Below are 25,888 nucleotides of genomic sequence, written 5' to 3'. Positions count from 1 at the left end.
AGTCAGGTATAGAAGGCGGTTGCCAGACCAAGGAATGCGACAAAACCGACAATATCGGTCGTGGTCGTCAGCAGGACACCGCCGGAAAGAGCGGGATCGATCGACAGTCGCTTGAGCATCACCGGGATGAGGGTGCCTACCAGGGCGGCAGTCATCAGATTGATCACCATCGCCAGCGCGATAATGGCGCCCAGTTGGAGATCTTCGAAACGAACGATGGCGATGATCGCGACGACACAGGCCCAGATCACGCCATTGAGACTGCCGGCCAGCAGTTCGCGCACGACCAGCCAGCGCAGGTTGGCGCGTGATACGTGCCCGAGAGCAATGCCTCGAATCATGACGGTGAGTGTCTGTGAGCCGCCTATGCCGCCCATGCTGGAGACGATCGGCATCAGCACAGCCAGTGCGGCAATGCGTTGAATGGTGTCTTCGAAAAAACCAATCGCTAACGAGACCACGGTGGCGGCGATCAGGTTGATCCCCAGCCAGACAGCTCGACGACGCCCGGTACGTAGTACCGGTGCGAAGGTATCTTCGTCATCTTCCAGCCCGGCCATACTCATCATCGTATGACCGGCGCCCTCACGAATGACATCCACTACATCATCGATGGTGATACGCCCCAGCAGTTTGCCATCGATACTCAAAACGGGCGCCGAGATCAGGTCGAAGCGCTCGAAAACGCTGGCCACTTCTTCCTCCGGCGTCAGCGCTGTCAGTGTGACAAGATCGGTCTCCATGATCTCGCGAACCGTGATATCCGGGTCACTGACCAAAAGCCGCGTTAATGGAAGATGACCGATCAGCTCGCGACGACGTGTAACGACCAGTAGCGTGTCGGTAGATTCAGGCAACCGCTCGTGTCGTCGCAGATAGCGCTGTACCACAGCCAGAGAGACTTCCGGACGAATAGTGACGGTCTCGGTGTCCATCAGCCCGCCGGCAGTATCCTCCGGATAGGCGAGCACCATCTCCACCTGCTCGCGTTCGGCCGTACCCATGCCCGCAAGCACGTGCTGGATCATGGTATTGGGCAGGCGTTGCAGCAGGTCAGCCTTGTCGTCGGTATCCAGCTGCCGTGAGATGGAGAGCAGTTGTTCCACGCTCATGCGGCCCAGGAATTCGGTCTGGATATCATCGACCAGATACTGCAGTACCTCACCCTGCAGTTCAGGCTCGATCATTGCCCAGAGCTGTTCGCGCTCCCGTGGTGGCGTCGATTCCAGCAACTGGGCGACATCTACCGCTGCCAGACCGCGATTGAGCATGCGTCTGACCTGACCGGTCGCCCCTTCTTCCAGGGCCGCATTGAGGCGTTCCAGACGTTGCTGGAGTGTTTCCGGTTGCATGCTCATGCGTGAGGATTCCCGAGCCGGCGTGAACGGACGCCAGTTTAGCACCACTGTTCGCTAACTGCGTGAGCTCATGGAACCGAATCAGCCGAGGCGAACGTTATCCGTCTTCATCGAAGCGAGCCTCGATCAGCAGGGTAATGGCTTCCAGCGCCGCTTCGGCTTCCGGGCCATCGGTGTCGACAATCAAAAGGGTATGACAGGGCGCTGCCAGCATCATCAGAGCCATGATATTGGCGGCGTCGGCCCGGCGCTCACCATGCCAGACGGTGACACTGGCATCGAACTGCTGACAACACTGTACCAATCTGGTGGCGGCCCGGGCATGGAGCCCGCGGCGATTGATCAGGGTGAGTTCACGCCGAGCCATCACTTGCCCTGCCAAGGGTACGCTGCACTGTCAGCTCGCGGTGACGGATACGTACCGAAGGAAACCGTTCGGCCAGATAAGCACCCAGCCGCTCGATCAGATAGACCGAGCGATGCTGCCCGCCAGTACAGCCGATGGCAACAGTCAGATAACTGCGTCGACTGGCGGTATAGGCGGGCAACCAGCGATCCAGCCATTGTCGAATATCGATGAACATATCCTCGACATCGGGGTATTGCTCGAGAAAATCGATAACGGCCTGTTCCTGTCCCGTGGACCCGCGCAGGCGTGGGTCCCAGTAGGGATTGGGCAGACAGCGGGCATCAAAGACCAGATCGGCATCCAGCGGAACGCCACGCTTGAAACCGAAGGACTCGAGTGTCAGCGTCATCTGGCTGGAATTGTCGCGAGCGACCTGCTCACTGATCCGGCTACGCAGATCGTGCAGGGTCAGGTTCGAGGTGTCGATAACCAGATCGGCGGTATGACGGATCGGAGAGAGGAACTGCTCCTCGGATTCAATGGCTTCTGCCAGCGTCATGTCGCTTTCGCGTGTCAGCGGATGACGCCGGCGTGTTGCCGCGTAGCGTTCCAGTAGAACCCGGGGTTCTGCAGTGAGATAGACCACCTGGCAATCAAGTCCGCGTCCGGTCAGTGATTCCAGCAGGCCCGGGAACTGTTCCAGCGCGGTCGGCAGGTTGCGGGCGTCAATGCTGACCGCAACCCGACGTCGGTGTGGGCTGCCAGCTTCGAGTTCATCGATCAGCGGTGCCAGCAACATGGCTGGAAGATTATCGATGGCATAGAAGCCAAGATCCTCGAGCGCCTGCAGCGCGATCGATTTGCCGGAGCCGGATCGGCCACTGATGATTACCAGTTGCATGATCAGTTGCGCTCGTTTTGCTGGCGGATGGCCCCGATCAGGGTCTCATAAAGCGCTGGCTGGCTTTCGGCAGCGCGTAGTGCCTTGCGAGTTTCGTCCGAGTTGAGTAGCTCGGCAATCTGGGCCAGCAATGCCAGGTGGGTATCATCGGCAGTTTCAGGCACCAGCAGCACGAAGATCAGATCGACCGGTTCCCCGTCGATGGCATCGAAATCGATCGGATCGGCCAGACTCAGGAAACTGGCCAGTGGCTGGCGGCAATGAGGGTTGCGAGCATGGGGAATGGCGACGCCATTACCTACGCCGGTGCTGCCAAGTCGCTCGCGGCTGATCAGCCGGCCGAACACCTCCTGGGCGTCAATGCTGGGGGTATTCTGGGCGATCAGGGTGCTGAAGAATTCCAGCACCCGTTTCTTGCTGCCACCGGTCACATCGAACATGGTGCGTTCCGGCGGGAGGATCTGATCGAGCGTCATGATGTGCGGGAGCCTGTCAACGCTTGCGAAATCCTGGCGCCGCAGGCAACGGGGCTGCAAACGCCGGCGCGGTATGTGCGGTGTAACAGGCCGCATGAGCGTAATGCAACGTTCTTTTGCACATTGGCCTGTATTTTTTCCGGGGACTTGCGAAAACCACTGCTGCGGTATTGTTCATGGGTCATGGTGGCTCACCGAATGGCTCTTCTCGCGCCTGCTCGAACGGTCAGGAGGCAGCAGTGCGGCGAGTCTTGTCAGTGTTAACAGGCCTTGTGTTCCCTCGAATGCCCGGGCGGACCCGAAGTTCCGCCCGGGACATGACTTCCTTGTGCCTTGCCGGTTCTGCAAGGGTGTTCAGTTCTTGCCGTTGCCCTGGGCGCGTGCCTGAACCTTTTCCTTGTGCTTGACCAACTGACGGTCCAGCTTGTCGGTCAGGGCATCGATGGCAGCATACATATCATCCTGTTCACTGTTGGCATGAAGCTCCGCGCCGGAAGCATGCAGGGTACAGGCAGCCTGCTGACGTGATTTTTCCACCGAGAGAGTGACCTGCACATTGGTAATGTTGTCGTGATGTCGCTCTATCCTGGCCAGCTTCTGATGAACATAGTCTCGCAGTGCATCGGTCAGTTCGATGTGATGGCCGGTAATATTGACCTGCATGACACGCTCCTTTCCGACAGGTGACAAGTTGATTGTAAACCTTTTGGCTCGGGTGCCTACCCTGCTTATGCCAGTCGCTTGCGTTCACTCGACGAAGGAATACCCATGGATTCACGGTATTTGGCGATGGTTCGTCTAGCGACGGTAATTCCGCTGTCCGACAGCAGCGATACCAGGCGTGCATCGGAAAGCGGCTTGCGGGGGGATTCGTCGCTGATGAGCTTCTTGATCCGCGCTCGAATCGCCGTACTGGCATGGCCTTCTCCTTCCTGTCCGACATGACTGGAGAAGAAGTGTTTGAGTTCGAAGACACCACGAGGGGTGTGAATATACTTGCGCGTGGTAACACGTGAAATGGTGGATTCATGCATTTCGACGGCGCTGGCGATATCGGCCAGAACCAGGGGCTTCATGGCCTCTTCGCCGTGCTCGAGAAATGCCTGCTGATGCAGCATGATTTCCCGTCCTACCCGGAGCAGTGTGTCGTTACGGCTTGACAGGCTTTTCATCAACCAGCGGGCTTCCTGTAGATGTTGCTTGAGAAAGCTGTTGTCATCGCTCTTGTCGGCACGACGTATCAGCGCCGCATAGTCGGGCTGAATACGCAGGCGGGGCAGGGCATCGGGGTTGAGTTCGAGCTGCCAGCCGTCACGAGGGCTGCGACGAAGAATCAGGTCAGGAACAATATAGCCCTGCTCGGCACCTTCGAAACGTTGCCCCGGCCGAGGGTCCAGGGTGCGGATGGTGGCAATGATGGTGGTGAGCGTCTCATCGTCTACCCCCAGCCGGCGTCGTAGCAGCTTGCGGTTATCCAGTCCCAGTGCTTCGAGGAAATGGCGAATCAGGCGTCTTGTCTGAGGTAGATGAGGCGTGTCGGAAGGCAACTGTGCCAACTGCAATAACAGGCATTCGCGCAAATCGCGGGCAAAAACCCCACTGGGCTCGAACTGCTGGAGTCGTACCAGCAGCTGCTCAAGTTCGCTGACACGCAGTCCAGCCATACCCTGGGCCCGCAGCCCCTGACAGAGCTCGTCCAGCGTTACGCTCAGATAGCCGCTGTCATCGAGTGCATCGATCAGGGTTTCGGCCATCTGGTGATCGCGTTCGTCGAGCGTCAGCAGCGCCAACTGCGCGCCAAGATGCTGTTGCAGGGTTTCGGCAGCTGTGTTGCGTTCGAAATCGGGCGCCTGGTCACTGCCGTTACCGACGGCGTCGGGATAGATATCTTCCCACTGACTATCCAGCGCCAGTTCATCGGGAATGTCTTCCGCCCATTCCTCGTCCCGGGGATCACTGAGCTCCAGCTCGTCGAAGTCTTCCTCGAGCTCAAGCAGGGGATTGCTTTCCAGCGCCTGCTGAATCTCCTGACGCAGATCGAGCGTCGACAGCTGCAACAGGGCAATGGCCTGCTGCAACTGCGGCGTCATGTTCAGCTGGGCGCCGATTCGAAGCTGCATGGAGGGTTTCATCATGGACATGATGGCGGGCTCGTCACTGGTACATTGACGACACGCTATCGAGCCCCTTCATGCCATGCAAGAGCCACAAGGGGTTTTTGAAGCAAATTCCATGCCACGCCTGGCAGTGATCAGAGTCGGAATTCGTGCCCCAGATAGACATCACGCACATGTTGATTGGCGAGAATGGCGCTGGCATCGCCTTCGGCGATGATCTTGCCATCACCGACGATATAGGCGTTGTCACAGATATCCAGTGTTTCACGCACGTTGTGGTCGGTGATCAATACACCGATATTGCGCGTGCGCAACTGCCGGATGATGCCCTTGATTTCTCCCACCGAGATGGGATCAACCCCTGCGAAGGGTTCATCCAGAAGGATAAAAGCCGGTTCCGTGGCCAGTGCCCGAGCGATTTCAACACGTCGGCGCTCTCCGCCGGAAAGGCTCATGCCGACGTTATCGCGAATGTGGGTGATGCTGAATTCCTCCAGCAACTGATCAAGGCGTCGCTGGCGGCCGGCGCGATCAAGATCCTTGCGAGTTTCCAGTATCGCCCGGATATTGTTGGCGACCGTCATCTTGCGAAAGATCGAGGCCTCCTGCGGAAGATAACCAATACCCGAGCGGGCACGTCGATGCATCGGTTCGCGACTGAGATCAAGCTCATCAATCGAGACATGGCCGGCATCGGCGCGAATCAGTCCCACGATCATGTAGAAGGAAGTAGTCTTGCCGGCGCCATTGGGCCCTAGCAGCCCGACGACTTCACCCTGTCGGATTGACAGGCTGATGTCCTGCACCACACGCCGACCCTTGAAGCTCTTGGCGAGATGCGTAACGTTCAGCGTCTTCATTGACCGCTGCTTCCCCCGTCGTTGCTGCTGGCGGTGTTTGGCGTCAGGGTCATGTGTACTCGACCGTTCTTGCCACTGCTACCCTCGGATTGATCGGCATTCTGTCGTCCGCGAGCGTCTACCTGGCGGGTGTCGAGATGATACTGGACGTAGCCGCCGTTGAAGGTGTCATCACCCTGATGCAACTCGGCATCGCCGATCATTTCCACCCGCCGGCTATCAGCGTGGTAGATCAGGGTGTCGCCCCAGCCACGCACCAGAGGGTCGGTGGGGTTGGGTTTCTGTTCGATATAGGCGCGCTTGCCCCCGCCACCTTTGGCGGTGACCTGTGAAACGCCGCCATTGTTGCCTCGTCGGATGGTGACCGTAGCTGCGTCGAGTTCCATCGACCCCTGTTCCATCTGAACATTGCCGGTATAGACGGCGGTACCGGCCTTGTCGTCGAGCTGTAGCCGATCTGCCGAGACCTGGATGGGTTTCTCGGCATCGCCCTCCAGTGCCGCTACCGGTGCGGCAGCGATCAGACCGGCCGTCAGGGCAGCAGAGCAGAGCAGCAGGCGTCGCTTCATGTCGGATTCCTTGTCGGTTTTGTCAGGAAAGACAGGCGCCCTTACGGCGTGTCTGATTGAGTGGTCATCGGAAAGTAACCATGGACATCGCCATCGATGACCAGCTCCTTCCGATCAAGCCAGGCATCGAAACGATTGCCACGAGTACGCTGGTTGCCCCGGTGGAAATACGACTCGCTGTTACTCCAGGCATGGCGGTCATTGCGATCATAATGCAGCGTATCGGTTTCCAGACGCCACTGGCGATCGGGTTCGAACAAACGCGCATCACCCGTCAGAACCAGCGTGTCATCAGTGCCACTCAGTCTGGCCTGCTTACCGGTGGCATGCCAGTGACGTCCGCTGCTATCAAGCAGCATGACATTCGGACTGCGGGCGCGGGTAACATCATCATCAGGGGTGTGCGCAATCCGTGGTGATGAGAGCGTTTGGTCGGCCTCTCCCTGGGCGTTGAAGCGGGTGTATTCCACGTTCTCCAGATAATAGTCCGGTTGTTCGCCATCGCTGGTAGCGTTGAATGTCGGTGACATCAGGCGCCCTCGCTGTTCAATCAGGGTCAGCCCGATACCGAGCGCCACCAGCAGCAGCAGCAGCCAGAATCGTGGAGCTAGGCGTTTGAGAGTCGCTATCATGTGCTCGTGCCACTGTCGTGAACGTGCGCGGCCGCATCATGAGGCCGCGCTGAAATGATGCGATGAATTCTAACGCACTCGAAAGGCGCAATGGAGGGACTCATCAGCAGGAGGCGAACTCGGCCACGATGGCATCCCATTCACCTCGAGCCTTCAGAATCAGTTCACAGATCTCTCGCACTGCACCGTGGCCGCCGGGGGTAAGAGTGACATAATCGGCATGCTGGCGAATTTCACCGGGGGCATCGTTGACTGTAACGCCCAGCCCGGCCTGCCGGATGGCCGCCAGATCGACCAGATCATCACCACAGTAAGCCGCCTGATCGGCCTCCAGCCGAAGCCTGGTAAGGAGTTCGCTCAGCGCTTGCCATTTATCTTCACACCCCTGGTAGACATGCTCGATACCCAGTTCTTCGGCACGGGTGGTTACCGCTGATGAGTTCCGGCCGGTAATAATGGCGATTTCAATATTGCTGCGTTGCAACAGCTTGAGCCCCAGCCCATCGCGTACATGAAAGCGCTTGTGCTCATGCGGATCACCCGTGTAGTTGAGTCCGCCATCGGTCATGACACCGTCGACATCAAGCGCCAGCAGACGTACCCGAGCGGCGCGTTCAAGCACTTCAGGGCTGGGATTATATTCGGTTCGGGACATCGACAGGGCTCCGGGAAAGTGGGAAACAGGCGCTCAGACTACGCCACTGGTCAGCAGGTCGTGCATATGCAGTGCGCCAACAGGGCGCTGCTGATCATCGACCACCGCCAGTGCAGTAATACGGTGATCTTCCATGATCCGGACTGCTTCGGCAGCAAGCAGTTCGCGAGCAATGGTCTGGCCGCCGCGGGTCATGACATCATCAATGAGCAGGTGGCCGAGATCGCTGTGGTTGTCCAGCGTACGACGTAGATCGCCATCGGTATAGATACCGGCAAGCCGGCCGTCCTGGTCCAGTACGCAGGTAAAGCCAAGCCCCTTGCGGGTGATCTCCAGCAGTGCGTCACGCAGTGGGCTTCCCAACGCTACCCGGGGCAGTCGATCGCCAGTATGCATCAGATCCTCGACCCGAAGCAGAAGACGGCGTCCCAATGCGCCTCCGGGATGTGAAAGGGCAAAATCCTCGGCGCTGAACCCGCGTGCTTCCAGCAGCGCAATGGCCAGCGCATCCCCCAGCGCCATTGCTGCCGTGGTCGAAGACGTAGGCGCCAGGTTGAGGGGGCACGCTTCCTGGGTAACACCGTTGTCGAGGTGTGCGTCGGCATGACTTGCCAGCGTGGACTCCGGGCGGCCGGTCATGGCGATCAGGGGGATACCCTTGCGCTTGAGCAGCGGTAGCAGCGAGGTGATCTCGGTACTCTCACCAGAGTTTGACAGTGCCAGCAAAATATCACTGGCGGTCAGCATCCCGAGATCCCCATGATTGGCCTCGGCTGCGTGCATGAAAAAGGCCGGGGTCCCGGTGCTTGCAAGCGTAGCGGCCAGTTTGTGAGCCACGTGCCCGGACTTGCCCATACCGGTAACCACGACCCGGCCCTGACTCGACAGGATCAGGCGGCAGGCGGTGTCGAAGGCCTCATCAAGGCGAGGGATCAACTCGCCGATGGCCTGCTGTTCGAGCGTCAGGGTGCGCCGGGCACTGGCGCGAAAATCGTGGTCAGGGTCAGGAGTCATGGCTTCGGTCATGGCAGCGCAATAGTGCGGACAGGAAAGAGGTATCTGGTGCAGACCGACACGCCCCAAAGGGGCATGCGACATGCGGCCGGCTCTTGTTCTACTCTGCATTAGACTTGTCATATCAGGCCTTTGCAAGGCAGTACTGGCTACGGTCACGGTAATTCGGATACGATGTTCGCTAATTCGGTAAATAATTCGGGAGTCGCATGACCGACTCAACGCTGGTCAGGGTCGAAGACCTCCATTTCACGCGAGCCGACCGGGCCATCTTCTCGGGGGTCGATCTCGAGATTCCGCGTGGCCGAATCACGGCCATCATGGGTCCCAGTGGTACTGGCAAAACGACGCTGCTGAAGTTGATCGGTGGGCAGCTGACGCCTGATCGCGGGCGGGTACAGATCGCGGATGAAGATGTGCACCGGCTTTCTCGCCGTGCCTTGTTCGATATGCGTCGGCGTATGGGAATGCTGTTTCAGAGCGGTGCTCTGTTCTCGGACCTGAGTGTGTTCGAAAACGTCGCTTTTCCGCTTCGCGTGCATACCGATCTGCCTGAGCGGATGATCCGTGATCTCGTGCTGATCAAGCTTCAGGCAGTCGGGTTGAGGGGGGCGCGCAATCTCTCGCCTGCAGAATTGTCAGGAGGCATGACGCGTCGTGTGGCGCTGGCCCGCGCCATTGCGCTGGACCCCGAACTGATCATGTATGACGAGCCGTTTGTGGGGCAGGATCCGATTTCCATGGGCGTGCTGGTCAAGCTGATTCGTGAACTCAATCACGCTTTCAGGATGACGGCGATCGTGGTGTCACACGATATCAAGGAGACGCTATCGATCGCCGACTATGTCTACGTCATTTCCGATGGCCGAGTCATGGCGCGTGGTACGCCTGACTCACTCAACACCGAGGCTGATCCCAGAGTAAGCCAGTTCATCCATGGCCAGCCCGATGGGCCGGTGCCATTTCACTATCCGGCCACCGATTTTGCGACGGATATCCTGGGTTCGCGGGAGGCCCCATGATCGACAGACTGGCATGGCTGGGTCATGTGGCGCTGAATATTCTGGCCTCGCTGGGGCGCAGTGCCGTTTTCCTTGCTCAGGCCTTCTTCCATCTGCCCAGGCGCGAAGGTTTTCGGCTGTGGGCTCGCCAGATGCACTTTGTGGGCGTGTTGTCACTGCCGATCATTCTGGTATCAAGCCTCTTCATCGGCATGGTGATCGCTCTGCAGGGGTATATCGTGCTGGTCAGTTTCGGTGCGGATGAGGCGCTGGGCCAGATGGTGGCGCTATCGCTCCTGCGTGAGCTCGCGCCGGTTGTGTCGGCGCTGCTGTTTGCCGGACGCGCCGGATCGGCATTGACAGCAGAAATCGGCCTCATGAAAGCGACCGAACAGTTGACCAGCATGGAAATGATCGGTGTCGATCCGTTGCGTCGTGTTGTAGCGCCCAGACTCTGGGCCGGCTTTATCTCGCTGCCACTATTGACCGCCATATTTGGTGTGATCGGTATCTATGGTGGCTATCTGGTCGGTGTCGATTGGCTGGGCGTCTATAGTGGCTCGTTCTGGAGCAACATGCAGTCCAGTGTCAACTTCGTGGATGATGTGCTCAACGGTATGGCCAAGAGCGTGGTATTCGGTCTGGTCGTGACATGGATCGCCGTGTTTCAGGGCTATGATCTGGTGCCGACCTCAGAGGGCATTTCCCGGGCGACCACGCGTACAGTGGTCTATGGGTCGCTGGCAGTTCTGGGTCTGGATTTCATACTTACCGCGCTGATGTTTGGAGAGTTCTGATGACGCGCACCAAATGGATTGAATGCGGCGTCGGTGTATTCGTGCTGGCCGGCTTTCTGGGACTGGTATTCCTGGGGTTACAGGTCAGTGGGCTGAATCTGTCCCGAGCCAACGATACTTTCACGCTGCATGCCAATTTCAGCAACGTCGGTGGCCTGAAGGAGCGTTCCCGGGTCACCGTGGCCGGCGTGACGGTAGGTCATGTCACCAATATCGATCTGGACTCGAAATGGCTGGATGGCCGGGTCACCATGCAGATCGATGACTCCCTGCAGGGCAAGCTGTCATCCGACTCCACGGCTGCCATCCTGACCTCGGGGCTGCTGGGAGAGCAGTACATCGGTTTGTCCACAGGTGGGGCGCCGGATAATCTCAAGGATGGCGACACGATTCGGGACACCCAATCGGCACTGGTGCTGGAAAATCTGATCCAGCAGTTCGTGTCCAACATGTCGAAATAGCAGCCGCATGGGCGGTACAAGGAGAGACCCTGATGAGAATGTTAGTCAAAAGCTGCATGACCACGCTGCTGCTCTCGTTCGGTTTGATGGCGGGGGCGGCTCAGGCTGCCGATCAGCAGGAGTCGCCGGAGCAGGTGGTGCGCGGAAGCGTGCAGCAGCTGATGTCGAAAATCGATGATCGTCAGCAGTACTACAGCCAGCATGGAGATGAGCTCGGGCAGGTGGTTGAGCAGACCATCGGACCGATTGTCGACTGGCGTTATACTGCGGCCAGCGTCATGGGCAAATATTTCCGGCCTGCGTCGCCCGAACAGCGCTCGCGCTTTGCCGATGTTTTCAAGCAGACCCTGATCGATACCTATGCCCAGGGGCTGGTCACCTTCAACTACAAATCGATCAATGTGCTCGATAATGATCAGCAGCGCTATCAGGATCAGGCCACCGTGCAGATGGATGTGGTCTCCGACAGCGGCGAACATTATCCGGTTTCCTATACACTGAAACAGCGTGACGGTCAGTGGAAGGTCGTGAACGTGGTCGTCAACGGTATCAATCTCGGCCTGACCTATCGCAATCAGTTTGACCAGGCCATGCGCGACAATAATCGCGATTATGACAAGGTCATCAGTAACTGGTCGCCGGAAGATGTCGATCTCGAGAAGGGAGGCGACGATAGCTGATGGAAACCCTGCTGGAGCGCAAGGAGGTTCGTCTGCAGGCTGAAGACGGGGTTCTGAGTGTCATCGGTTTCCCGGACTTCGATGATGCTGCCGAACTGGCTCGAACAGGCGTGAGCTGGCTCGAGCAGCAGAGCTGTGCCGTTACCTTCAATGCCTGCGGGGTTCATCGCATCAGCAGTGCCATGCTTTCGGTCATGCTCGAGTGGATGCGGGCTGCGCAACGACTGTCACTCACGGTCGAGAGGATTGTGCTTTCGGAACGCTTGCATGAGCTGGTCGAGCTGGCTGATCTGAGCGAAGTCTTTCCGGTTGAAAGCGAGACCTGCTGACGACCGTCTTTTCGATTGCATCGCCGTGTGGCGGTGCGATCGCTTCATATTCATCCTTCCTGTAGCAGCAAGCGGCGCGTGAGTCGCATGCCATGCGGTTTTTCATTTACCATAGGCGCCAATTTTGTCGATATGCCCGGTAATAGAGGGCAGGAGGAGAGCACATGCAACCCGAGGAAGTGCAGCAACGCCTGAGTGATCAGCTCGATAACTGCGAGTTTCACATTCAGGGTGAAGGGTGCAATTTTCAGGTGACCGCCGTAAGTGAACGCTTTGCAGAACTATCACGAGTGAAAGCACAGCAGTTGATTTATGGGGCGCTCTCCGACGAGATCGCCAGCGGCGCCCTGCATGCAGTCAGCATCAAGACCTATACACCTGAGCAGTGGGCTGCGCTCGATAACGGTCGCAACTGAGCGTGGCGGATAACAGGAATGGATAAACTGATCATCAGCGGCGGTCGGCCGCTGGACGGTGAAGTCTGGACGTCAGGCGCCAAGAATTCTGCATTGCCGATACTGGCTGCCACGCTGCTCACTGTTGAGCCGATGACCATCGGTAATCTTCCTCATCTGCAGGACATTACCACCACGGTCGAGTTGCTGGGCCGCATGGGGATTGAGCCCGTGCTGGGTGAAAAGATGAGCATCCAGCTGGGTGGGCAGGTACGTGACTGTCATGCCCCCTATGACCTGGTCAAGAAGATGCGTGCTTCAATCCTGGTACTGGGGCCGCTGCTGGCGCACTATGGGACAGCTGATGTCTCACTGCCTGGCGGTTGTGCCATCGGTACCCGCCCGGTTGATCTGCATATTCGTGGCATGGAAGCGATGGGGGCCGATATTCGGGTCGAAGGCGGTTACATCCGGGCACGTACCGATGGCCGTCTGAAAGGGGCGCATATCGTCTTCGATACCGTGACGGTTACCGGTACCGAAAATCTGCTGATGGCAGCTGCTCTGGCCGAGGGCCGCACCATTCTTGAAAATGCTGCTCGTGAACCCGAAGTGGTTGATCTTGCCGAGTGCCTGATCGCCATGGGCGCTCATATCGAGGGGCAGGGCAGCGGGACGATCGTCATTGATGGCGTTGAACGACTGCACGGTGGTCACTTTGATGTCATGCCGGATCGTATCGAGACCGGCACTTTCCTGGTCGCAGCGGCGGCGACACGAGGACGGGTCCGGGTACGTAATGCCCGAGCCGATATCATGGAAACCGTGTTGCTCAAGCTGGAAGAGGCCGGCGCGGAGATCGAGGTTGGCGATGGCTGGATAGAACTCGATATGCAGGGTCGACGACCGCGTGCCGTAAGTGTACGCACGGCACCCTATCCAGCATTTCCTACCGATATGCAGGCCCAGTTCGTGGCGCTTAATGCGATTGCGGAAGGCACCGGGCGAGTCGTCGAGACCATTTTTGAAAATCGCTTCATGCATGTCCAGGAAATCAATCGCATGGGCGCGGGTATCACGCTCGAGGGGAATACCGCGATCGTGACCGGAGTAGAGCAACTCTCTGGTGCCCCGGTGATGGCCACTGATCTGCGCGCTTCCGCAAGTCTGGTTATTGCAGCGCTGGTGGCTGAAGGAGAGACCGTAGTCGATCGTATTTATCACATCGATCGTGGCTACGAGTGTATCGAGGAAAAACTGCAACTGCTTGGGGCGCGCATTCGCCGCGTGCCGCGCTGATGCCACAAGAGGTTCGCAAGCGATCATGAGCAAGCCGCTGATCTTCGCCCTGTCGAAGGGACGCATTCTCGAAGAGACCCTGCCATTGCTGGCCGATGCGGGTATCGAGCCCGCGGAGCCGCTGGATAAAAGCCGCAAGCTGCTGTTCGATACCAATCTGGATAACGTCAAGCTGGTCGTGATCCGCGCAGTGGATGTGCCGACCTATGTGCAGCTGGGGGCTGCTGACCTGGGCGTTGCCGGGCGCGACGTCCTGCTTGAACACGGTGTTGATGGCCTTTATGAGCCGCTGGATCTGCGTATTTCCCGCTGCCGGTTGATGACTGCCGGTATCGAGGGGCAGGCACCGGGGCGGGCTCGGCGCCGGGTGGCTACCAAGTTTGTCAACGTGGCGCGACGCTATTATGCCGAGCAGGGTATCCAGGCCGAGGTCATCAAGCTTTACGGCGCGATGGAACTGGCACCATTGATGAATCTGGCCGATGAGATTGTCGATATCGTCGATACCGGCAATACCCTCCGTGCCAATGGTATGGCGCCACGGGAGTTGATTGCCGATATTACGACTCGGTTGGTGGTCAACAAGGCTTCGATGACCATGCAGCACGAGCGACTGATGCCACTGATCGAGCAGTTGCGCCATGCTGTCGAAGTACGCAATCCGGATGCATCAGCCGTGGGCTGAATTGTCCTGTCCATTTCATGTTCCGGCTACGACCGGAGCTGTGAGAGAAATCGATCATGTCCGATAACCAGGCTTCCCGAAGCGTGTCAGTGGGGCCAGCACGACTCTCTACTCGTGATGAAGATTTCAACGAGCGTCTGGCAGCGCTACTGGACTGGGAGAGTGTCTCCAGTGCCGAAATTCAGCAGCGAGTAGATGAGATTCTGCATGGGGTTCGTCATCGTGGCGATGAAGCACTGCTGGAATATACGCGCCGTTTCGATCGACTGGATGCCCGGGACATGGGGCAGCTGACGCTTGAGGCCACAAGACTCAGCTCGGCTTTCGAGCAGCTTGGTCAGGCTGAACGTGAAGCACTGGTGACCGCCGAGCAACGCATTCGTGATTACCATCAGCGCCAATGTGCAGGCTCGTGGTCCTGGACCGATGAGGATGGGACCTTGCTGGGGCAGCAGGTCACACCGCTGGATCGCGTGGGGGTTTATGTGCCCGGTGGCAAGGCGGCTTATCCTTCCTCGGTGCTGATGAATGTGGTGCCGGCCAGGGTGGCCGGTGTCAGTGAAGTCGTCATGGTGGTTCCCACGCCTGATGGCGTGATCAATGAGCTGGTGCTGGCAGCCGCTCATGTGGCCGGTGTGGATCGAGTGCTGACCATAGGTGGCGCTCAGGCTATAGCGGCTCTGGCTTACGGTACCGAGAGCGTGCCTCGGGTCGACAAGATCGTGGGACCCGGTAACATCTACGTGGCGACTGCCAAGCGTGCGGTGTTCGGCCTGGTAGGTATTGACATGATTGCCGGGCCTTCGGAGATTCTTGTCATCTCTGATGGTGGTACCGATCCGGACTGGCTGGCGATGGATCTGTTTTCCCAGGCGGAGCATGACGAGGATGCCCAATCGATTCTTGTCAGCTGGGACAGGCATCATCTTGATGCGGTCGAGGCCAGTATCGAGCGTTTGCTGCCTGACATGGAGCGCCGTGACATCATTGCGGCTTCGCTGAAACGTCGCGGTGCGCTGATTGAAGTGACCGATGAGAAAGAGGCGATTGAACTGGCCAATCGAGTAGCGCCGGAACACCTGGAGCTTTCCGTGGAGGAGCCGGAGGCGATAGTCGGGGATATCCGCCATGCGGGCGCCATTTTCATGGGACGCTATACGGCTGAGGTACTGGGTGATTACTGTGCCGGTCCCAATCACGTATTGCCTACTTCGGGGTCAGCTCGTTTCTCCTCACCGCTGGGTGTCTACGACTTTCAGAAACGTTCATCGTTGATTCAGTGCTCTCGTGAGGGCGCGTCGCGGCTGGGGCGTGTGGCTTCCGTGCTGGCCCGGGGTGAGTCGCTGACAGCGCACGCACGCTCTGCTGAAAACCGGATCGACGAGGATCACTGAAGACCCCGAAATCATTGGGTAGCGGACTGCCCTCCGGGAGAGGGGGTGGTGCTTCCATCCGCATGACTCTCACTGGCAGCGCCCGATGGGGCGTTGGGTGGCCGTATCCCGACGGTCACCGTGACCTGAATCGTCTTGCCATCGCGATAGAGTTTCAAGGGCAGCTTTTCGCCGGGATCCAGCTCGGCGACATCCACCATGGCGCTCTGGGCATCAAGCATTGTTTTGCCATCGACCGATAGCAGGACATCTCCAGGCTTTACTCCGGCCTTGTCGGCCGGGCTGCCATTGACGACATCCGAGACTATGACGCCTCGAGGTGCGTTGATGTTGAGTGAGTTGGCCAGCGCCGATGGCACCTCATGTGCTTCGATCCCCAGCCAACCACGGACAACCCGCCCTTTGGTGACAATATCATTGAGGATATCGCGGGCAAGATCGGTGGGGATGGCAAAGCCGATACCCTGAGAGCCACCGGTGCGCGAAAAGATGGCCGTATTGATGCCTACCAGGGCGCCATCGGCATTGACCAGCGCCCCCCCGGAGTTACCGGGATTGATGGCGGCATCGGTCTGAATGAAATCTTCATAGGCGTTCAATCCCAGATGATTACGACCTACGGCGCTGATAATGCCCATGGTGACAGTCTGCCCTACACCAAAGGGATTGCCGATTGCCAAAGCAACATCGCCGATCCGCAATTTTGCGGAATCGGCCAGAGAGATGACCGGTAGATTGTCAAGATCGATCTTGAGGACGGCCAGATCCGTCTCCGGATCGGTACCAATGACCCTTGCCAGCGTCTCCCGACCATCACGCAGGGCAACCTGGATCTCGTCGGCACCACTGATGACGTGGTTATTGGTCAGGATATAGCCATCGGAACTGACGATTACGCCCGAGCCGAGGCTGGATAGCATGCGCTGCCGATTGGAGTCGCCTTTTTTGAAGAACTGCTTGAAAAAGGGATCCGACATCAGGGGGTGCTTGTTCTGTTCAACCAGCCGCGATGAGTAGACGTTGACGACTGCCGGGGCAGCTCTGGCGACGGCATCCGCATAGCTACCTGCGGGGGCATCACCGCGTTTGAGCGGGGCTGCAGTCTGAATGCGCGGCGGCTGCCGTGAGACAGGATCGGAATGAGCCCTTGTCGTTGAAGCGTTCCGGCGGGGTTGTTGTCCGGCGTCGTACTCGGACGAACGGTTGTGAGATGTCGGTGTGTCGACCAGATTGGGAAGATGGTCCAGTAGCACAATGGCCAGAAGTACACCACACAGCACCGGCCATATCAGGGGCACCAACAGTCGGCGCATGCAGACATCTCCCACGGCTTGACGAAAATCATGTGCCCATCCTGCCCGATGGGCGCTGTAGTCATGTTCGGGGCGCCAGGGTGTCCTGCTGTGCAGGTCCGCAGGCCGCTCGGCAGCTACAGTCTATCATTGCACTTACATTTCTGTCCGGGAGGCATGGTAACAATGACAGTTGAAGTAGCCTTGAGCGATCTGCTCGACGATATGACAACCCTCATGGCACCTCAGCGTTTTCGCGATTTTACGGTCAATGGACTGCAAGTGGCGGGGCGTGAGCGAGTGACCCGGATAATGACAGGCGTCACGGCCTGTCAGGCACTGCTGGATCAGGCGGTCGAATGGCAGGCCGATATGGTCATGGTGCATCATGGCTATTTCTGGAAAAACGAGCCGGTCGAGGTGGTCGGCATGAAAAAGCGTCGATTGGCCACGCTACTGGCACATGATATCAATCTGGTGGCCTGGCACCTGCCGCTTGATGCTCATGTCGAACTGGGTAACAACGCCCTTCTGGGCAAGCGGTTGAACTGGTCGGTCGAGGGTACGCTGGATGGCCCGATGGGAGAGGGGTTGCTGTTCCATGGGCATACCGACCGCGGGCTGAACACTGATGGTCTGAGTGATGCGCTGGAGCAGGCGCTGGCGCGCAAGCCGCTGGTCATTGAAGGTCATCGGCGCCCGATCCGTCGGATCGCCTGGTGCACCGGAGGGGCCCAGGACATGATCCAGACAGCTGCGGACGCCGGCATGGATGCGTTCGTGTCAGGTGAGATTTCCGAACGGACTACTCATCTGGCGCGTGAAATGGGCATTACCTATGCCGCTGCCGGCCACCATGCCACTGAGCGTGATGGTATCCATGCACTGGGGGAGTGGCTGGCCGGCCGTTACGGGCTCGAGCATCGTTTTGTGGAGATCGACAACCCTGTCTGAACAGACGCCTCAATAGCGGGGTGGCTGAGAGGGTTGATCGGGCTGCTGGTCATGGCGAGCCCGCGTTCGAGAGATGTAATTCTCGTCCAGCGTGCCATGGGCATTGGCTGCATAATCCCGGGGAGCGTCGAGCGGAGCACTATCCTCATCTCCCTTGTTCTCCGGAGTCGGCCCGGTTTGAGGTTGGGTCTGTCGATGATTGCGCAATGTTTCGGCGCTCTGATCGATCTGCTGCCTCAGGGTATTGCTCTGGCGCTCCAGGTTTCTGGCCATTTCACCGATACTGCTGAAATGTCGGTCCAGCTGCTCTCGCACGCGATCAAGCTCAAGTTCGGTTTCTGCCAGACGCCGGCGGGTACGCTGTTGTCCCGAGCCTGAACGTTTCAGTAACACCGTGGCGACGACACCAATAATAATGCCGGCCACCAGGCACAGCAGGGCAATGCTCCACAGGGTAGTACCATCGGACACGAGCAACTCCTTGTTGACCTCATCGATAAATCCGGCGGCCACTGTAAAACGGTCACCACCTTCTTGCACGCGCTGGTTGCCATGTGCTTGTGAACGACAGGGCGCCAGCACCCCCTTATACTAACGGCTCATCACCGTAGCCTTAAGCGAACAGTGAAGCGATATGACAGCACCATCCGGCAAGCGCCCACCTCTGGAGCAGTACCGTCTCGATCTTGAGCGTGACGATTTTCAGTACGACCCCACTCAGGAAGAGGCGGTCAGGCACCTTCAAAGGCTTTACGATGAGCTGGTCGCTGCGCCACCACCGTCTCCGGACCCCGATCCCGAAAGCGGTGGTCTGAAGGCGAAGATGTCGGGGTTGTTCGGTCGGCGTCAGGAGAAACCGTCGCAGCCAACATTACCGGAGATTCGTGGGCTTTATTTCTGGGGTGGGGTCGGCCGTGGCAAGACCTGGCTGATGGATACCTTTCATGACAACCTTCCCTTCGAGGACAAGCTGCGTACTCATTTTCATCGCTTCATGCAACGGGTTCATCGTGAGCTTGAAGTACACAAGGGCAAGAAGAACCCGCTGACCCTGATTGCCGCTAATCTGGCGCGTGAAGCGCGAGTGATCTGTTTTGATGAATTCTTCGTCAAGGACATTACCGATGCCATGATCCTGGCGAATCTGCTCGAGGCTTTGTTTGCTCAGGGCGTTGTTCTGGTAGCAACCTCCAATATTGTGCCCGATGAACTCTACAGGGACGGTTTGCAGCGTTCGCGCTTTCTGCCGGCCATTGACCTGCTCAATCGTCACTGTGAAGTCGTCAATGTCGATTCGGGGGTGGATTACCGGTTGCGTACTCTGGAACAGGTTGAGGTCTTTCATACTCCGGCCGATGAGCAGGCCGAGCAGCAATTGATGGAGAGTTTTCGACGACTGGCCGGGGGCGAAGGCCTGAGCGATCAGGTCATGACCATCAACAATAGGCAACTGACTGCACGGCGACTGCGTGAAGGCGTGGCATGGTTTGATTTCGGCATGCTTTGCGATGGACCACGCAGTCAGAATGACTACATCGAGCTTGCGCGGGAGTACCATACGGTACTGCTCTCCGGCGTTCCCCGGCTGGGCAGCCAGAAGGAGAATCAGTCACGGCGCTTTATCAATCTGGTGGACGAGTTCTACGATCGGGGCGTCAAGCTTCTGATGAGTGCCGAATGTGATCCCGAATCACTCTATGACGGCGGGGATCTGGCCTTCGAATTCGAGCGAACCGTTTCCAGGTTGCAGGAGATGCGGTCGAAGGAGTATCTGGCGCTACCGCACAAACCGTAATGCGTTTGCGCGCAGGACCGGTGACTCTGTATAATGCGCGCTCCTCGCTGTTGGCGGTCGATCGGCTGCCAACCAAGAAAAATAGGGATTGGCCACAGGCTGCGGCGTTGACCGCCTTGTGAGCCACGTATTTACCAGAGTGATTTTTTCATGAAAACGTTCAGCGCCAAACCGCAGACCGTGGAACGCGACTGGTATGTCGTCGATGCCACGGACAAGACGCTGGGTCGCCTCGCGACCGAGATCGCCCGCCGTCTGCGCGGCAAGCACAAGCCGGAATATACGCCACACGTCGATACCGGTGATTACATCATCGTGATCAATGCCGAAAAGGTCCGTGTGACCGGCAAGAAGGCAGCTCAGAAGCAGTATTACCGCCACACCGGATATCCCGGTGGTCTGCGTTCGATGAACTTCGAGCAGATGATCGATCACGCGCCGGAGCGCGTTATCGAGTTTGCCGTCAAGGGGATGCTGCCCAAAGGGCCGCTGGGTCGTGCCATGCACTCCAAGCTCAAGGTCTACGCCGGCGCCGAGCATCCGCACGCCGCTCAGCAACCTCAGGCTCTCTCTCTTTAAGGAAGATCGATCATGGCACAGCAGCAATATTACGGTACCGGCCGCCGCAAGACTTCTACCGCACGGGTTTTCCTGCGCCCGGGTAGCGGTAAAATCACTATCAATCAGCGTGAGCTGAATGAATATTTCGGTCGCGTCACCGCTCAGATGGTAGTACGTCAGCCGCTGGAGCTCACCGAGTTGAGCGAACAGTTCGATATCTACGTGACCGTTGAAGGCGGTGGTGGTTCGGCTCAGGCTGGCGCTATTCGCCACGGCATCACTCGCGCACTGATTGACTATAACGAAGAGCTGCGTCGTCCGTTGCGCAGCGCCGGTTATGTCACTCGTGATGCGCGTATGGTCGAGCGCAAGAAAGTGGGCCTGCGCAAGGCGCGTCGTCGCCCGCAGTTCTCCAAGCGCTGATCCGCTTCGCCGTTACCAGCGCCCGGGGTTTTCTGCTCCGGGCGTTTTTGTTTCCGGCTCTCCGACCATTATCCACTCTTCCGGGCCGAACACGCCTTCCCTTGTACGTGCTATTATCGCTGCCTGGATCCATGTGAGGACAGTTTTATGGGTGTTGTGGCCAAACGTTCGTCGATGACCTTCTACACAGGTAGCGACGACCATTACAGTCATCGCGTCAGAATCGTTTTGGCCGAGAAGGGGATCGCTGTTGATATCCTCGAAGTGAATGAGGAGCATCATCCGGCAGAGCTGGCCGATCTCAACCCCTACAACAGTGTGCCAACACTGATCGATCGTGATCTGGTGCTCTATGAGTCCCGGGTCATGATGGAATATCTGGATGAGCGTTTCCCTCATCCGCCGTTATTGCCTGTTTACCCGGTGGCGCGTGCACAGAGCCGCCTGTGGATGCATCGCATCGAACGGGAATGGTGCCCGATGGTCACCACCATTACCTCTTCCGAGAGCAATCGCCGGGAAGTGGAGCAGGCTCGCAAGGAACTGCGTGAAAGCATGGTCGGCATCAGTCCCATTTTCGAGGATCTGCCTTTTTTCATGAGCGAAGAGTTTTCGCTGGTAGATTGTTGTATTGCGCCCATTCTCTGGCGTTTGCCATCGCTGGGTGTTGAGCTTCCCGAAAATCAGGTAGCGCCGCTGATGGAGTATATGGAACGTCTTTTCTCCCGCGATGCATTTCGGACTTCTCTGCTGGAGTCGGAGCGGGAATTGCGCGCCTGATGATCGTTTGCGGCCGAATGCAGCGACTGTAACCCGTTTGATTGAGCGAGCGTGGTCGGCAGGCATGGCAATGCCGACCGACGCGCATTGGAAAAGACCACAGGAGGTGGCGCATGCTTTCCAGTCGTCCCTATCTGACCCGAGCCCTGTATCAGTGGCTGCTGGATAACGACCAGACACCTTATATTGTGGTTGACGCACGTCAGCCGGGGGTCATTGTACCGGAGCAGTTCGTACAGAATGGTCAGATTGTGCTCAATATCAATCCTGACGCCATTCGCGATCTGTTCATGGAAAACGACATGATCGCCTTCAATGCCCGTTTTGGTGGTCAGCCGATGGATGTGCAGGTGCCGATCGAGGCGCTGATCGCCATCTATGCTCGCGAGAATGGCATCGGCATGGTGTTTGGGCAGGAGCCTGTCATGCCGGCTCCTGAAGAAAATGATTCTTCGGGAGAGAATGAAGAAAGCGGTGGCGCTCATCTTGAAAGTATCGAGGGTGGTGCTTCAGAAGAGAGCGCTGGTGACGAAGAGAAGGATGATGATCATCCACCTCGCAAGGGGCGTCCGTCGCTTCGCGTCATCAAGTGAGCGTTATTACACCTGCCGGGGCCGCTTTTGCGGCCCTTTGTTCTCTACTCTGTCCTGTCAGATGTACTCGAATACCTTGACGATGCGCTGTACGCCATCGACATCGCGCACGATGCTGACGACGGTATTGGCTTCCTCCGGGCGCACCAGCCCCATCAGATAGACCACCCCGTTCTCGGTCGTCACCCTGATGCGATCGGCATCGATGTTTTCGCTGGCGGCCATTCGGGCTTTGATCTTCGAGGTCAGCCAGGTATCGTGCAGGCGTTGTCCCATCGACGTATTGGGACCCACCATGAGTTCGTCACGAACGTCGCGCACGTGTGAAATCTGACGCGCAAGTTTTTCCACCTGCTCCCTGGCGGCTGCATCCGGCACTTGCCCGGTCAGCAATACGCGCGTGTTGTAAACATCCACATTGATATGACCGGAAGCCAATGCCGGGTTGTCATCAATGTTTTGCCAGAGTGTCTGGGCAATAGTCTGGTCCTGTTCGACGGCATAGGCAGGACGAAAGCCGTAGCCATGGTCTCCGGTAATGGTCGAGCAGCCGGTCAATGGTGCCAATGCAAGCAGTGAGATGAGCAGCAGATGCCTGGGCAGTGAAATGGTCATGGCTGTTTATTCATCGTTGCCGAACAATTGATGGTCAATGAGGTCGCACAGGCAGTGCAGTACCAGCAAATGGACTTCCTGAATGCGTGCCGTCGAAGTTGCAGGAACACGGATCTCGCAATCTTCCTGGCCCAGCAGCGAAGCCATGTTGCCGCCATCGCGACCGGTCAAGGCCACCACACTCATTTCACGGTCGTGAGCCGCCTGAATGGCCTGTACCACATTGGCGGAATTACCGCTGGTAGAGATGGCCAGCAGGATATCACCGGGTTGTCCCAGGGCTCTGATCTGTTTCGAAAAGACATCGTTATAGCTGTAGTCGTTGGCGATCGACGTCAACGTTGATGTGTCGGTGGTCAGTGCCAGGGCCGGTAGGCTGGGGCGTTCACGCTCGAAGCGATTGAGCAGCTCGGCGGAAAAATGCTGGCTGTCACCCGCACTGCCGCCATTGCCGCAGGCCAGAATCTTGCCGTCGTTGATCAGGGCCTGAACCATCATTTGGCTGGCGGCCTCGATGAAGGGTGGCAGCACCTCGCTGGCGTAGGTCTTGGCGTCGATGCTGTCGTTGAAGTGATGCAGGATGCGTTCCTGGAAATCCATGACGACTCACGATGAGAGGTTGGGGGCATGGCGGTGACGTGCCGTATCAGAAGGCGTCAAAAGCCGCGCTGATCCAGTCGAATTCGAGTGCCTCCGGCGTTCCGGTAACGCCGACTACATCGAACCGACAGGCGCATGATAACCGCTCGCGAGCCAGATAAAAACGCGCGGCTCTGATGATTCGACGCTGCTTGGCAGGTGTGATGGTTTCCAGCGCCGTGCCGTATTGTGTGCAGCGTCGATAGCGAACCTCGACAAAGACGAGCGTATCGCCGTCACGCATGATCAGATCGATCTCGCCACCGCGGGCGTGCTGATTGCGAGCTACTTCGCGAAGTCCGCGCTGACTGAGCCAGCGTGCCGTCAGGGCTTCGATGTCATGACCCTGACGGCGACGCTGTGAAGGGGGGTGTCCGTTCACCGGGCAGTGTCGGGCGAAAGTCCCGATAGACCCGGCAGCCCGGGCTCACCATTGCGGAAAACAGCCCAGGGGAGCGTGCGGATAATGCGGCCATCATCCCGGGGTGAGAGCTTGCCTGTGGCACCCTGCATGACATTGTTTGATGTTGCGCTGAAGATGGGTAGCCGACGCGCCAGCTCGAAGGCATCGACTCCCATGGCATGCAGCTTGAGTAGCCCGGGATTGTTCTCATTGCCCTGCAGCAGTTGTTGCCGGGTCGTGGCAAATGGCACAGCGTCTGCGCCACCTGCAGCAACATCAGGGATTTGCCAGGGAATATCGACAAACTTCACACCATCAAGATCGCTGTCCAGCCGGGGCTGCGGTGTGCCCGCGTAGGCATGTGACGTCGCGTAGACCGGTAGATCTCCGGCATAGAGATATTTCAGGGTAGGCGGTATCTGGCGTGCATAGTCGGGCAGGGCCAGCAGAAAGAGCATATCGGGTTTGCTCTGGCCGGATTTAAGCAGCGTGCGAGTACTGCTGGCGACGGAGCCCTTTGGATCATAATTCACGATGGACGCGATCTGTCCGCCTTCCTGCTGCCACTGTTGGCGAAAGGCATCCAGTACCCGCGAGCCCCAGTCATTATCCGGCACCATGATGCCGGCCTGTGAGTGACCGTCGAGACGTGCCTGATGAGCTGCCTGACGCGCCTCGTCTTCGGCCGATAGACCATATTCGTAGAGCCCGGAAGCCGTGTTGTGATCATGGGTGCCATAGTTCAGTGCCAGGGTCTGAATCGGCACGTCGCTACGGGTCTCCAGCTGTGACACCTTGCTCTTGTCGAGTGGGCCGATCACGACCTGAGCGCCATCCATCATAGCCTTGCCGTAGAGTGATTGAAGATTGGCGCTGGCACTGTCGTAAAAGGAGAGTTCTGGCACCTGTTCGCCTTCGGTGCGCGCCGTTGCGGCACGTGCTTCCATGCCTTCGCGCAGTGCGTTGGCAACGGTGGAAAGCGGACCGCTGCGTGGAAGGAAAACGGCAACCTGATGAATCTCCCTGCCTTTCAGTGACTGTAGCTGGGTCAGGTCGGTCGGCAGACGACGAGCGGCAGGATGGCTGGCATTGGCCTGTTGCCATTGCTGGATCGCATTGAACAGTCCCGCGATATCGCCACTGCGACTGCGTCGTAGCTGAGCCAATTCGACCCAGCCTCGGGCCAGCGGGCCGCCCTGTTCGGCCAGTTCGCCAAGCTGGCGTGCATCCAGACGAGAGAGCTGCTGCCAGATGGTATCGTTGAGCGCTGTATTGTCGGTGTCCTGCTGAAGTCTGATCAGTGTCATGGCCGCCGAGCGGGCATCGCCCTGCATGGCCTGCGCCAGACCGCGTCGCTGACGTAGCGTATTGCGATCATCAACATTGATGGCAGAACCGATCTCATCCAGCAGTGATGTCGCCTTCAGAGCGCTGCCCGGATCTTCCTGATCAAGAGCGATACGGGAAGTGAGTAGTGCCCACTCAATGCGCTTGCTGTTATCGAGCTGTTGCCGATCAAGCTCGTTGGCCACGCGCAACGCCTGCGCGTTATCGCCCTGGCGTGCTAGAATCTGCGCCGCCTGTAGCCGAGTGGCAGCAGCCTGAGCACCCTGTTGCTGGCGTGCCTGCTGAAGAAGCGTGTCAGCCGATGGTCCATTGAAACGATCCACGATCGAGGAGGTGCTGGCGCAACCGGCCAGCAGCAGGGTTGCCAGCATGACGCCGGCCAGGCGTCGCAGCGAGGTGCGCATGGGTCGTTTCCCCTTGTCTGCCTTGTCCTTGGCGGCGGGGCCGCCGTCCTGTCCTGACCACACAAGCGCGGACAGGGTCGGTTCGTCTCGGGCGCATCCTGATACGTCCG

The 25,888-nt window shown here is 58.3% G+C and carries 32 protein-coding genes; 15 read left to right on the top strand and 17 right to left on the bottom strand.

What is annotated here, in order from left to right:
• Window positions 1-2 precede the first annotated feature (2 nt).
• The 11 genes from mgtE to FY550_RS10075 all read right to left on the bottom strand — a co-directional run bounded on the left by mgtE (window position 3) and on the right by FY550_RS10075 (window position 8,931).
• Entirely contained in the window at window positions 3-1,358 is a 1,356-nt protein-coding gene (gene mgtE, locus FY550_RS10125; protein WP_070977795.1) for a magnesium transporter, read from the bottom strand.
• Window positions 1,359-1,455: 97 nt separating this feature from the next.
• Complete coding sequence (locus tag FY550_RS10120) at window positions 1,456-1,725, bottom strand: HPr family phosphocarrier protein (RefSeq protein ID WP_070977794.1); 270 nt, start codon at window positions 1,723-1,725, stop codon at window positions 1,456-1,458.
• Window positions 1,712-2,608: an RNase adapter RapZ gene (gene rapZ, locus FY550_RS10115; protein WP_149054507.1), complete on the bottom strand. Its 897-nt coding sequence runs from the start codon at window positions 2,606-2,608 to the stop codon at window positions 1,712-1,714. The genes FY550_RS10120 and rapZ overlap by 14 nt, the downstream gene beginning before the upstream one ends.
• A gap of 2 nt (window positions 2,609-2,610) precedes the next feature.
• Window positions 2,611-3,084, bottom strand: a complete 474-nt coding sequence (gene ptsN / locus FY550_RS10110) for a PTS IIA-like nitrogen regulatory protein PtsN (RefSeq protein ID WP_070977792.1) — start codon at window positions 3,082-3,084, stop codon at window positions 2,611-2,613.
• Between the two features lie 354 nt (window positions 3,085-3,438).
• Window positions 3,439-3,747: a ribosome hibernation-promoting factor, HPF/YfiA family gene (gene hpf, locus FY550_RS10105; protein ID WP_070977791.1), complete on the bottom strand. Its 309-nt coding sequence runs from the start codon at window positions 3,745-3,747 to the stop codon at window positions 3,439-3,441.
• 65 nt (window positions 3,748-3,812) lie between these two features.
• A complete protein-coding gene (locus FY550_RS10100; protein ID WP_233350195.1) occupies window positions 3,813-5,204 on the bottom strand; it encodes an RNA polymerase factor sigma-54 in 1,392 nt (463 codons plus the stop codon).
• Between the two features lie 131 nt (window positions 5,205-5,335).
• Window positions 5,336-6,061, bottom strand: coding sequence for an LPS export ABC transporter ATP-binding protein (gene lptB, locus FY550_RS10095; RefSeq protein WP_070977790.1), 726 nt, complete (start codon window positions 6,059-6,061; stop codon window positions 5,336-5,338).
• Window positions 6,058-6,630 (bottom strand): lipopolysaccharide transport periplasmic protein LptA, encoded by a 573-nt coding sequence (gene lptA / locus FY550_RS10090; RefSeq protein ID WP_070977789.1) that lies wholly within the window; start codon window positions 6,628-6,630, stop codon window positions 6,058-6,060. The genes lptB and lptA overlap by 4 nt, the downstream gene beginning before the upstream one ends.
• A 41-nt stretch (window positions 6,631-6,671) precedes the next feature.
• Window positions 6,672-7,262: an LPS export ABC transporter periplasmic protein LptC gene (gene lptC / locus FY550_RS10085; protein WP_070977788.1), complete on the bottom strand. Its 591-nt coding sequence runs from the start codon at window positions 7,260-7,262 to the stop codon at window positions 6,672-6,674.
• A 103-nt stretch (window positions 7,263-7,365) separates the two neighbouring features.
• Window positions 7,366-7,917: a KdsC family phosphatase gene (locus tag FY550_RS10080; RefSeq protein ID WP_070977787.1), complete on the bottom strand. Its 552-nt coding sequence runs from the start codon at window positions 7,915-7,917 to the stop codon at window positions 7,366-7,368.
• Window positions 7,918-7,950: 33 nt separating this feature from the next.
• Complete coding sequence (locus tag FY550_RS10075; RefSeq protein ID WP_139148676.1) at window positions 7,951-8,931, bottom strand: KpsF/GutQ family sugar-phosphate isomerase; 981 nt, start codon at window positions 8,929-8,931, stop codon at window positions 7,951-7,953.
• A 209-nt stretch (window positions 8,932-9,140) separates the two neighbouring features.
• Between FY550_RS10075 and FY550_RS10070 the strand changes: the two genes are divergently transcribed.
• The 9 genes from FY550_RS10070 to hisD all read left to right on the top strand — a co-directional run bounded on the left by FY550_RS10070 (window position 9,141) and on the right by hisD (window position 15,972).
• Window positions 9,141-9,953 (top strand): ATP-binding cassette domain-containing protein, encoded by an 813-nt coding sequence (locus FY550_RS10070; RefSeq protein ID WP_070977786.1) that lies wholly within the window; start codon window positions 9,141-9,143, stop codon window positions 9,951-9,953.
• Window positions 9,950-10,729, top strand: coding sequence for a lipid asymmetry maintenance ABC transporter permease subunit MlaE (mlaE, locus tag FY550_RS10065; protein WP_070977785.1), 780 nt, complete (start codon window positions 9,950-9,952; stop codon window positions 10,727-10,729). The genes FY550_RS10070 and mlaE overlap by 4 nt, the downstream gene beginning before the upstream one ends.
• Window positions 10,729-11,190: an outer membrane lipid asymmetry maintenance protein MlaD gene (gene mlaD / locus FY550_RS10060; protein WP_070977784.1), complete on the top strand. Its 462-nt coding sequence runs from the start codon at window positions 10,729-10,731 to the stop codon at window positions 11,188-11,190. Before mlaE ends, mlaD begins: the two co-directional genes overlap by 1 nt.
• Before the next feature lie 32 nt (window positions 11,191-11,222).
• Window positions 11,223-11,870, top strand: a complete 648-nt coding sequence (locus tag FY550_RS10055; protein ID WP_070977783.1) for an MlaC/ttg2D family ABC transporter substrate-binding protein — start codon at window positions 11,223-11,225, stop codon at window positions 11,868-11,870.
• On the top strand, window positions 11,870-12,199 hold the full coding sequence (locus FY550_RS10050; protein WP_070977782.1) for an STAS domain-containing protein: 330 nt from the start codon (window positions 11,870-11,872) through the stop codon (window positions 12,197-12,199). Before FY550_RS10055 ends, FY550_RS10050 begins: the two co-directional genes overlap by 1 nt.
• A 164-nt stretch (window positions 12,200-12,363) precedes the next feature.
• Complete coding sequence (locus FY550_RS10045) at window positions 12,364-12,615, top strand: BolA family protein (RefSeq protein WP_070977781.1); 252 nt, start codon at window positions 12,364-12,366, stop codon at window positions 12,613-12,615.
• Window positions 12,616-12,633: 18 nt separating this feature from the next.
• Entirely contained in the window at window positions 12,634-13,893 is a 1,260-nt protein-coding gene (gene murA, locus FY550_RS10040; protein ID WP_070977780.1) for a UDP-N-acetylglucosamine 1-carboxyvinyltransferase, read from the top strand.
• 25 nt (window positions 13,894-13,918) lie between these two features.
• Window positions 13,919-14,578, top strand: coding sequence for an ATP phosphoribosyltransferase (gene hisG / locus FY550_RS10035; RefSeq protein WP_070977779.1), 660 nt, complete (start codon window positions 13,919-13,921; stop codon window positions 14,576-14,578).
• Window positions 14,579-14,634: 56 nt separating this feature from the next.
• On the top strand, window positions 14,635-15,972 hold the full coding sequence (hisD, locus tag FY550_RS10030) for a histidinol dehydrogenase (protein ID WP_070977778.1): 1,338 nt from the start codon (window positions 14,635-14,637) through the stop codon (window positions 15,970-15,972).
• 11 nt (window positions 15,973-15,983) lie between these two features.
• On the opposite strand, the gene FY550_RS10025 is transcribed toward hisD, so the two are convergent.
• The gene (locus tag FY550_RS10025; protein ID WP_070977777.1) at window positions 15,984-17,285 is read right to left on the bottom strand and encodes a S1C family serine protease; all 1,302 of its coding nucleotides are present in this window, start codon (window positions 17,283-17,285) and stop codon (window positions 15,984-15,986) included.
• 165 nt (window positions 17,286-17,450) lie between these two features.
• Here FY550_RS10025 and FY550_RS10020 point away from each other — a divergent pair, with 165 nt between their 5' ends.
• Complete coding sequence (locus FY550_RS10020) at window positions 17,451-18,218, top strand: Nif3-like dinuclear metal center hexameric protein (RefSeq protein ID WP_084388036.1); 768 nt, start codon at window positions 17,451-17,453, stop codon at window positions 18,216-18,218.
• Between the two features lie 9 nt (window positions 18,219-18,227).
• Here the strand turns inward: FY550_RS10020 and FY550_RS10015 are convergent, their stop codons facing one another.
• A complete protein-coding gene (locus FY550_RS10015; protein ID WP_168169303.1) occupies window positions 18,228-18,689 on the bottom strand; it encodes a YhcB family protein in 462 nt (153 codons plus the stop codon).
• 163 nt (window positions 18,690-18,852) lie between these two features.
• Between FY550_RS10015 and zapE the strand changes: the two genes are divergently transcribed.
• From zapE to FY550_RS09990, 5 genes are all read left to right on the top strand, one after another.
• Entirely contained in the window at window positions 18,853-20,013 is a 1,161-nt protein-coding gene (zapE, locus tag FY550_RS10010; RefSeq protein ID WP_070977775.1) for a cell division protein ZapE, read from the top strand.
• A 150-nt stretch (window positions 20,014-20,163) separates the two neighbouring features.
• Window positions 20,164-20,592, top strand: a complete 429-nt coding sequence (gene rplM, locus FY550_RS10005; RefSeq protein WP_070977774.1) for a 50S ribosomal protein L13 — start codon at window positions 20,164-20,166, stop codon at window positions 20,590-20,592.
• Between the two features lie 12 nt (window positions 20,593-20,604).
• On the top strand, window positions 20,605-20,997 hold the full coding sequence (gene rpsI, locus FY550_RS10000; protein WP_070977773.1) for a 30S ribosomal protein S9: 393 nt from the start codon (window positions 20,605-20,607) through the stop codon (window positions 20,995-20,997).
• 147 nt (window positions 20,998-21,144) lie between these two features.
• Window positions 21,145-21,777, top strand: coding sequence for a glutathione S-transferase N-terminal domain-containing protein (locus FY550_RS09995; RefSeq protein WP_149054506.1), 633 nt, complete (start codon window positions 21,145-21,147; stop codon window positions 21,775-21,777).
• A 113-nt stretch (window positions 21,778-21,890) separates the two neighbouring features.
• On the top strand, window positions 21,891-22,370 hold the full coding sequence (locus tag FY550_RS09990) for a ClpXP protease specificity-enhancing factor (RefSeq protein WP_070977771.1): 480 nt from the start codon (window positions 21,891-21,893) through the stop codon (window positions 22,368-22,370).
• 57 nt (window positions 22,371-22,427) lie between these two features.
• On the opposite strand, the gene FY550_RS09985 is transcribed toward FY550_RS09990, so the two are convergent.
• From FY550_RS09985 to FY550_RS09970, 4 genes are read right to left on the bottom strand one after another with little or no spacing between them, the layout of a single operon-like run.
• Window positions 22,428-22,985 (bottom strand): BON domain-containing protein, encoded by a 558-nt coding sequence (locus FY550_RS09985; RefSeq protein WP_070977770.1) that lies wholly within the window; start codon window positions 22,983-22,985, stop codon window positions 22,428-22,430.
• 6 nt (window positions 22,986-22,991) lie between these two features.
• The gene (locus tag FY550_RS09980; RefSeq protein WP_070977769.1) at window positions 22,992-23,585 is read right to left on the bottom strand and encodes a phosphoheptose isomerase; all 594 of its coding nucleotides are present in this window, start codon (window positions 23,583-23,585) and stop codon (window positions 22,992-22,994) included.
• A gap of 46 nt (window positions 23,586-23,631) precedes the next feature.
• Window positions 23,632-24,006 (bottom strand): YraN family protein, encoded by a 375-nt coding sequence (locus tag FY550_RS09975; protein ID WP_070977768.1) that lies wholly within the window; start codon window positions 24,004-24,006, stop codon window positions 23,632-23,634.
• Window positions 24,003-25,778, bottom strand: coding sequence for a penicillin-binding protein activator (locus FY550_RS09970; RefSeq protein ID WP_149054505.1), 1,776 nt, complete (start codon window positions 25,776-25,778; stop codon window positions 24,003-24,005). The genes FY550_RS09975 and FY550_RS09970 overlap by 4 nt, the downstream gene beginning before the upstream one ends.
• Between the last annotated feature and the right edge of the window lie 110 nt (window positions 25,779-25,888).

Source organism: Kushneria phosphatilytica (assembly GCF_008247605.1).
In the GTDB taxonomy this organism is placed as follows: Bacteria; Pseudomonadota; Gammaproteobacteria; order Pseudomonadales; family Halomonadaceae; genus Kushneria; species Kushneria phosphatilytica.
This window is presented reverse-complemented; position numbering and strand designations above follow the sequence as displayed.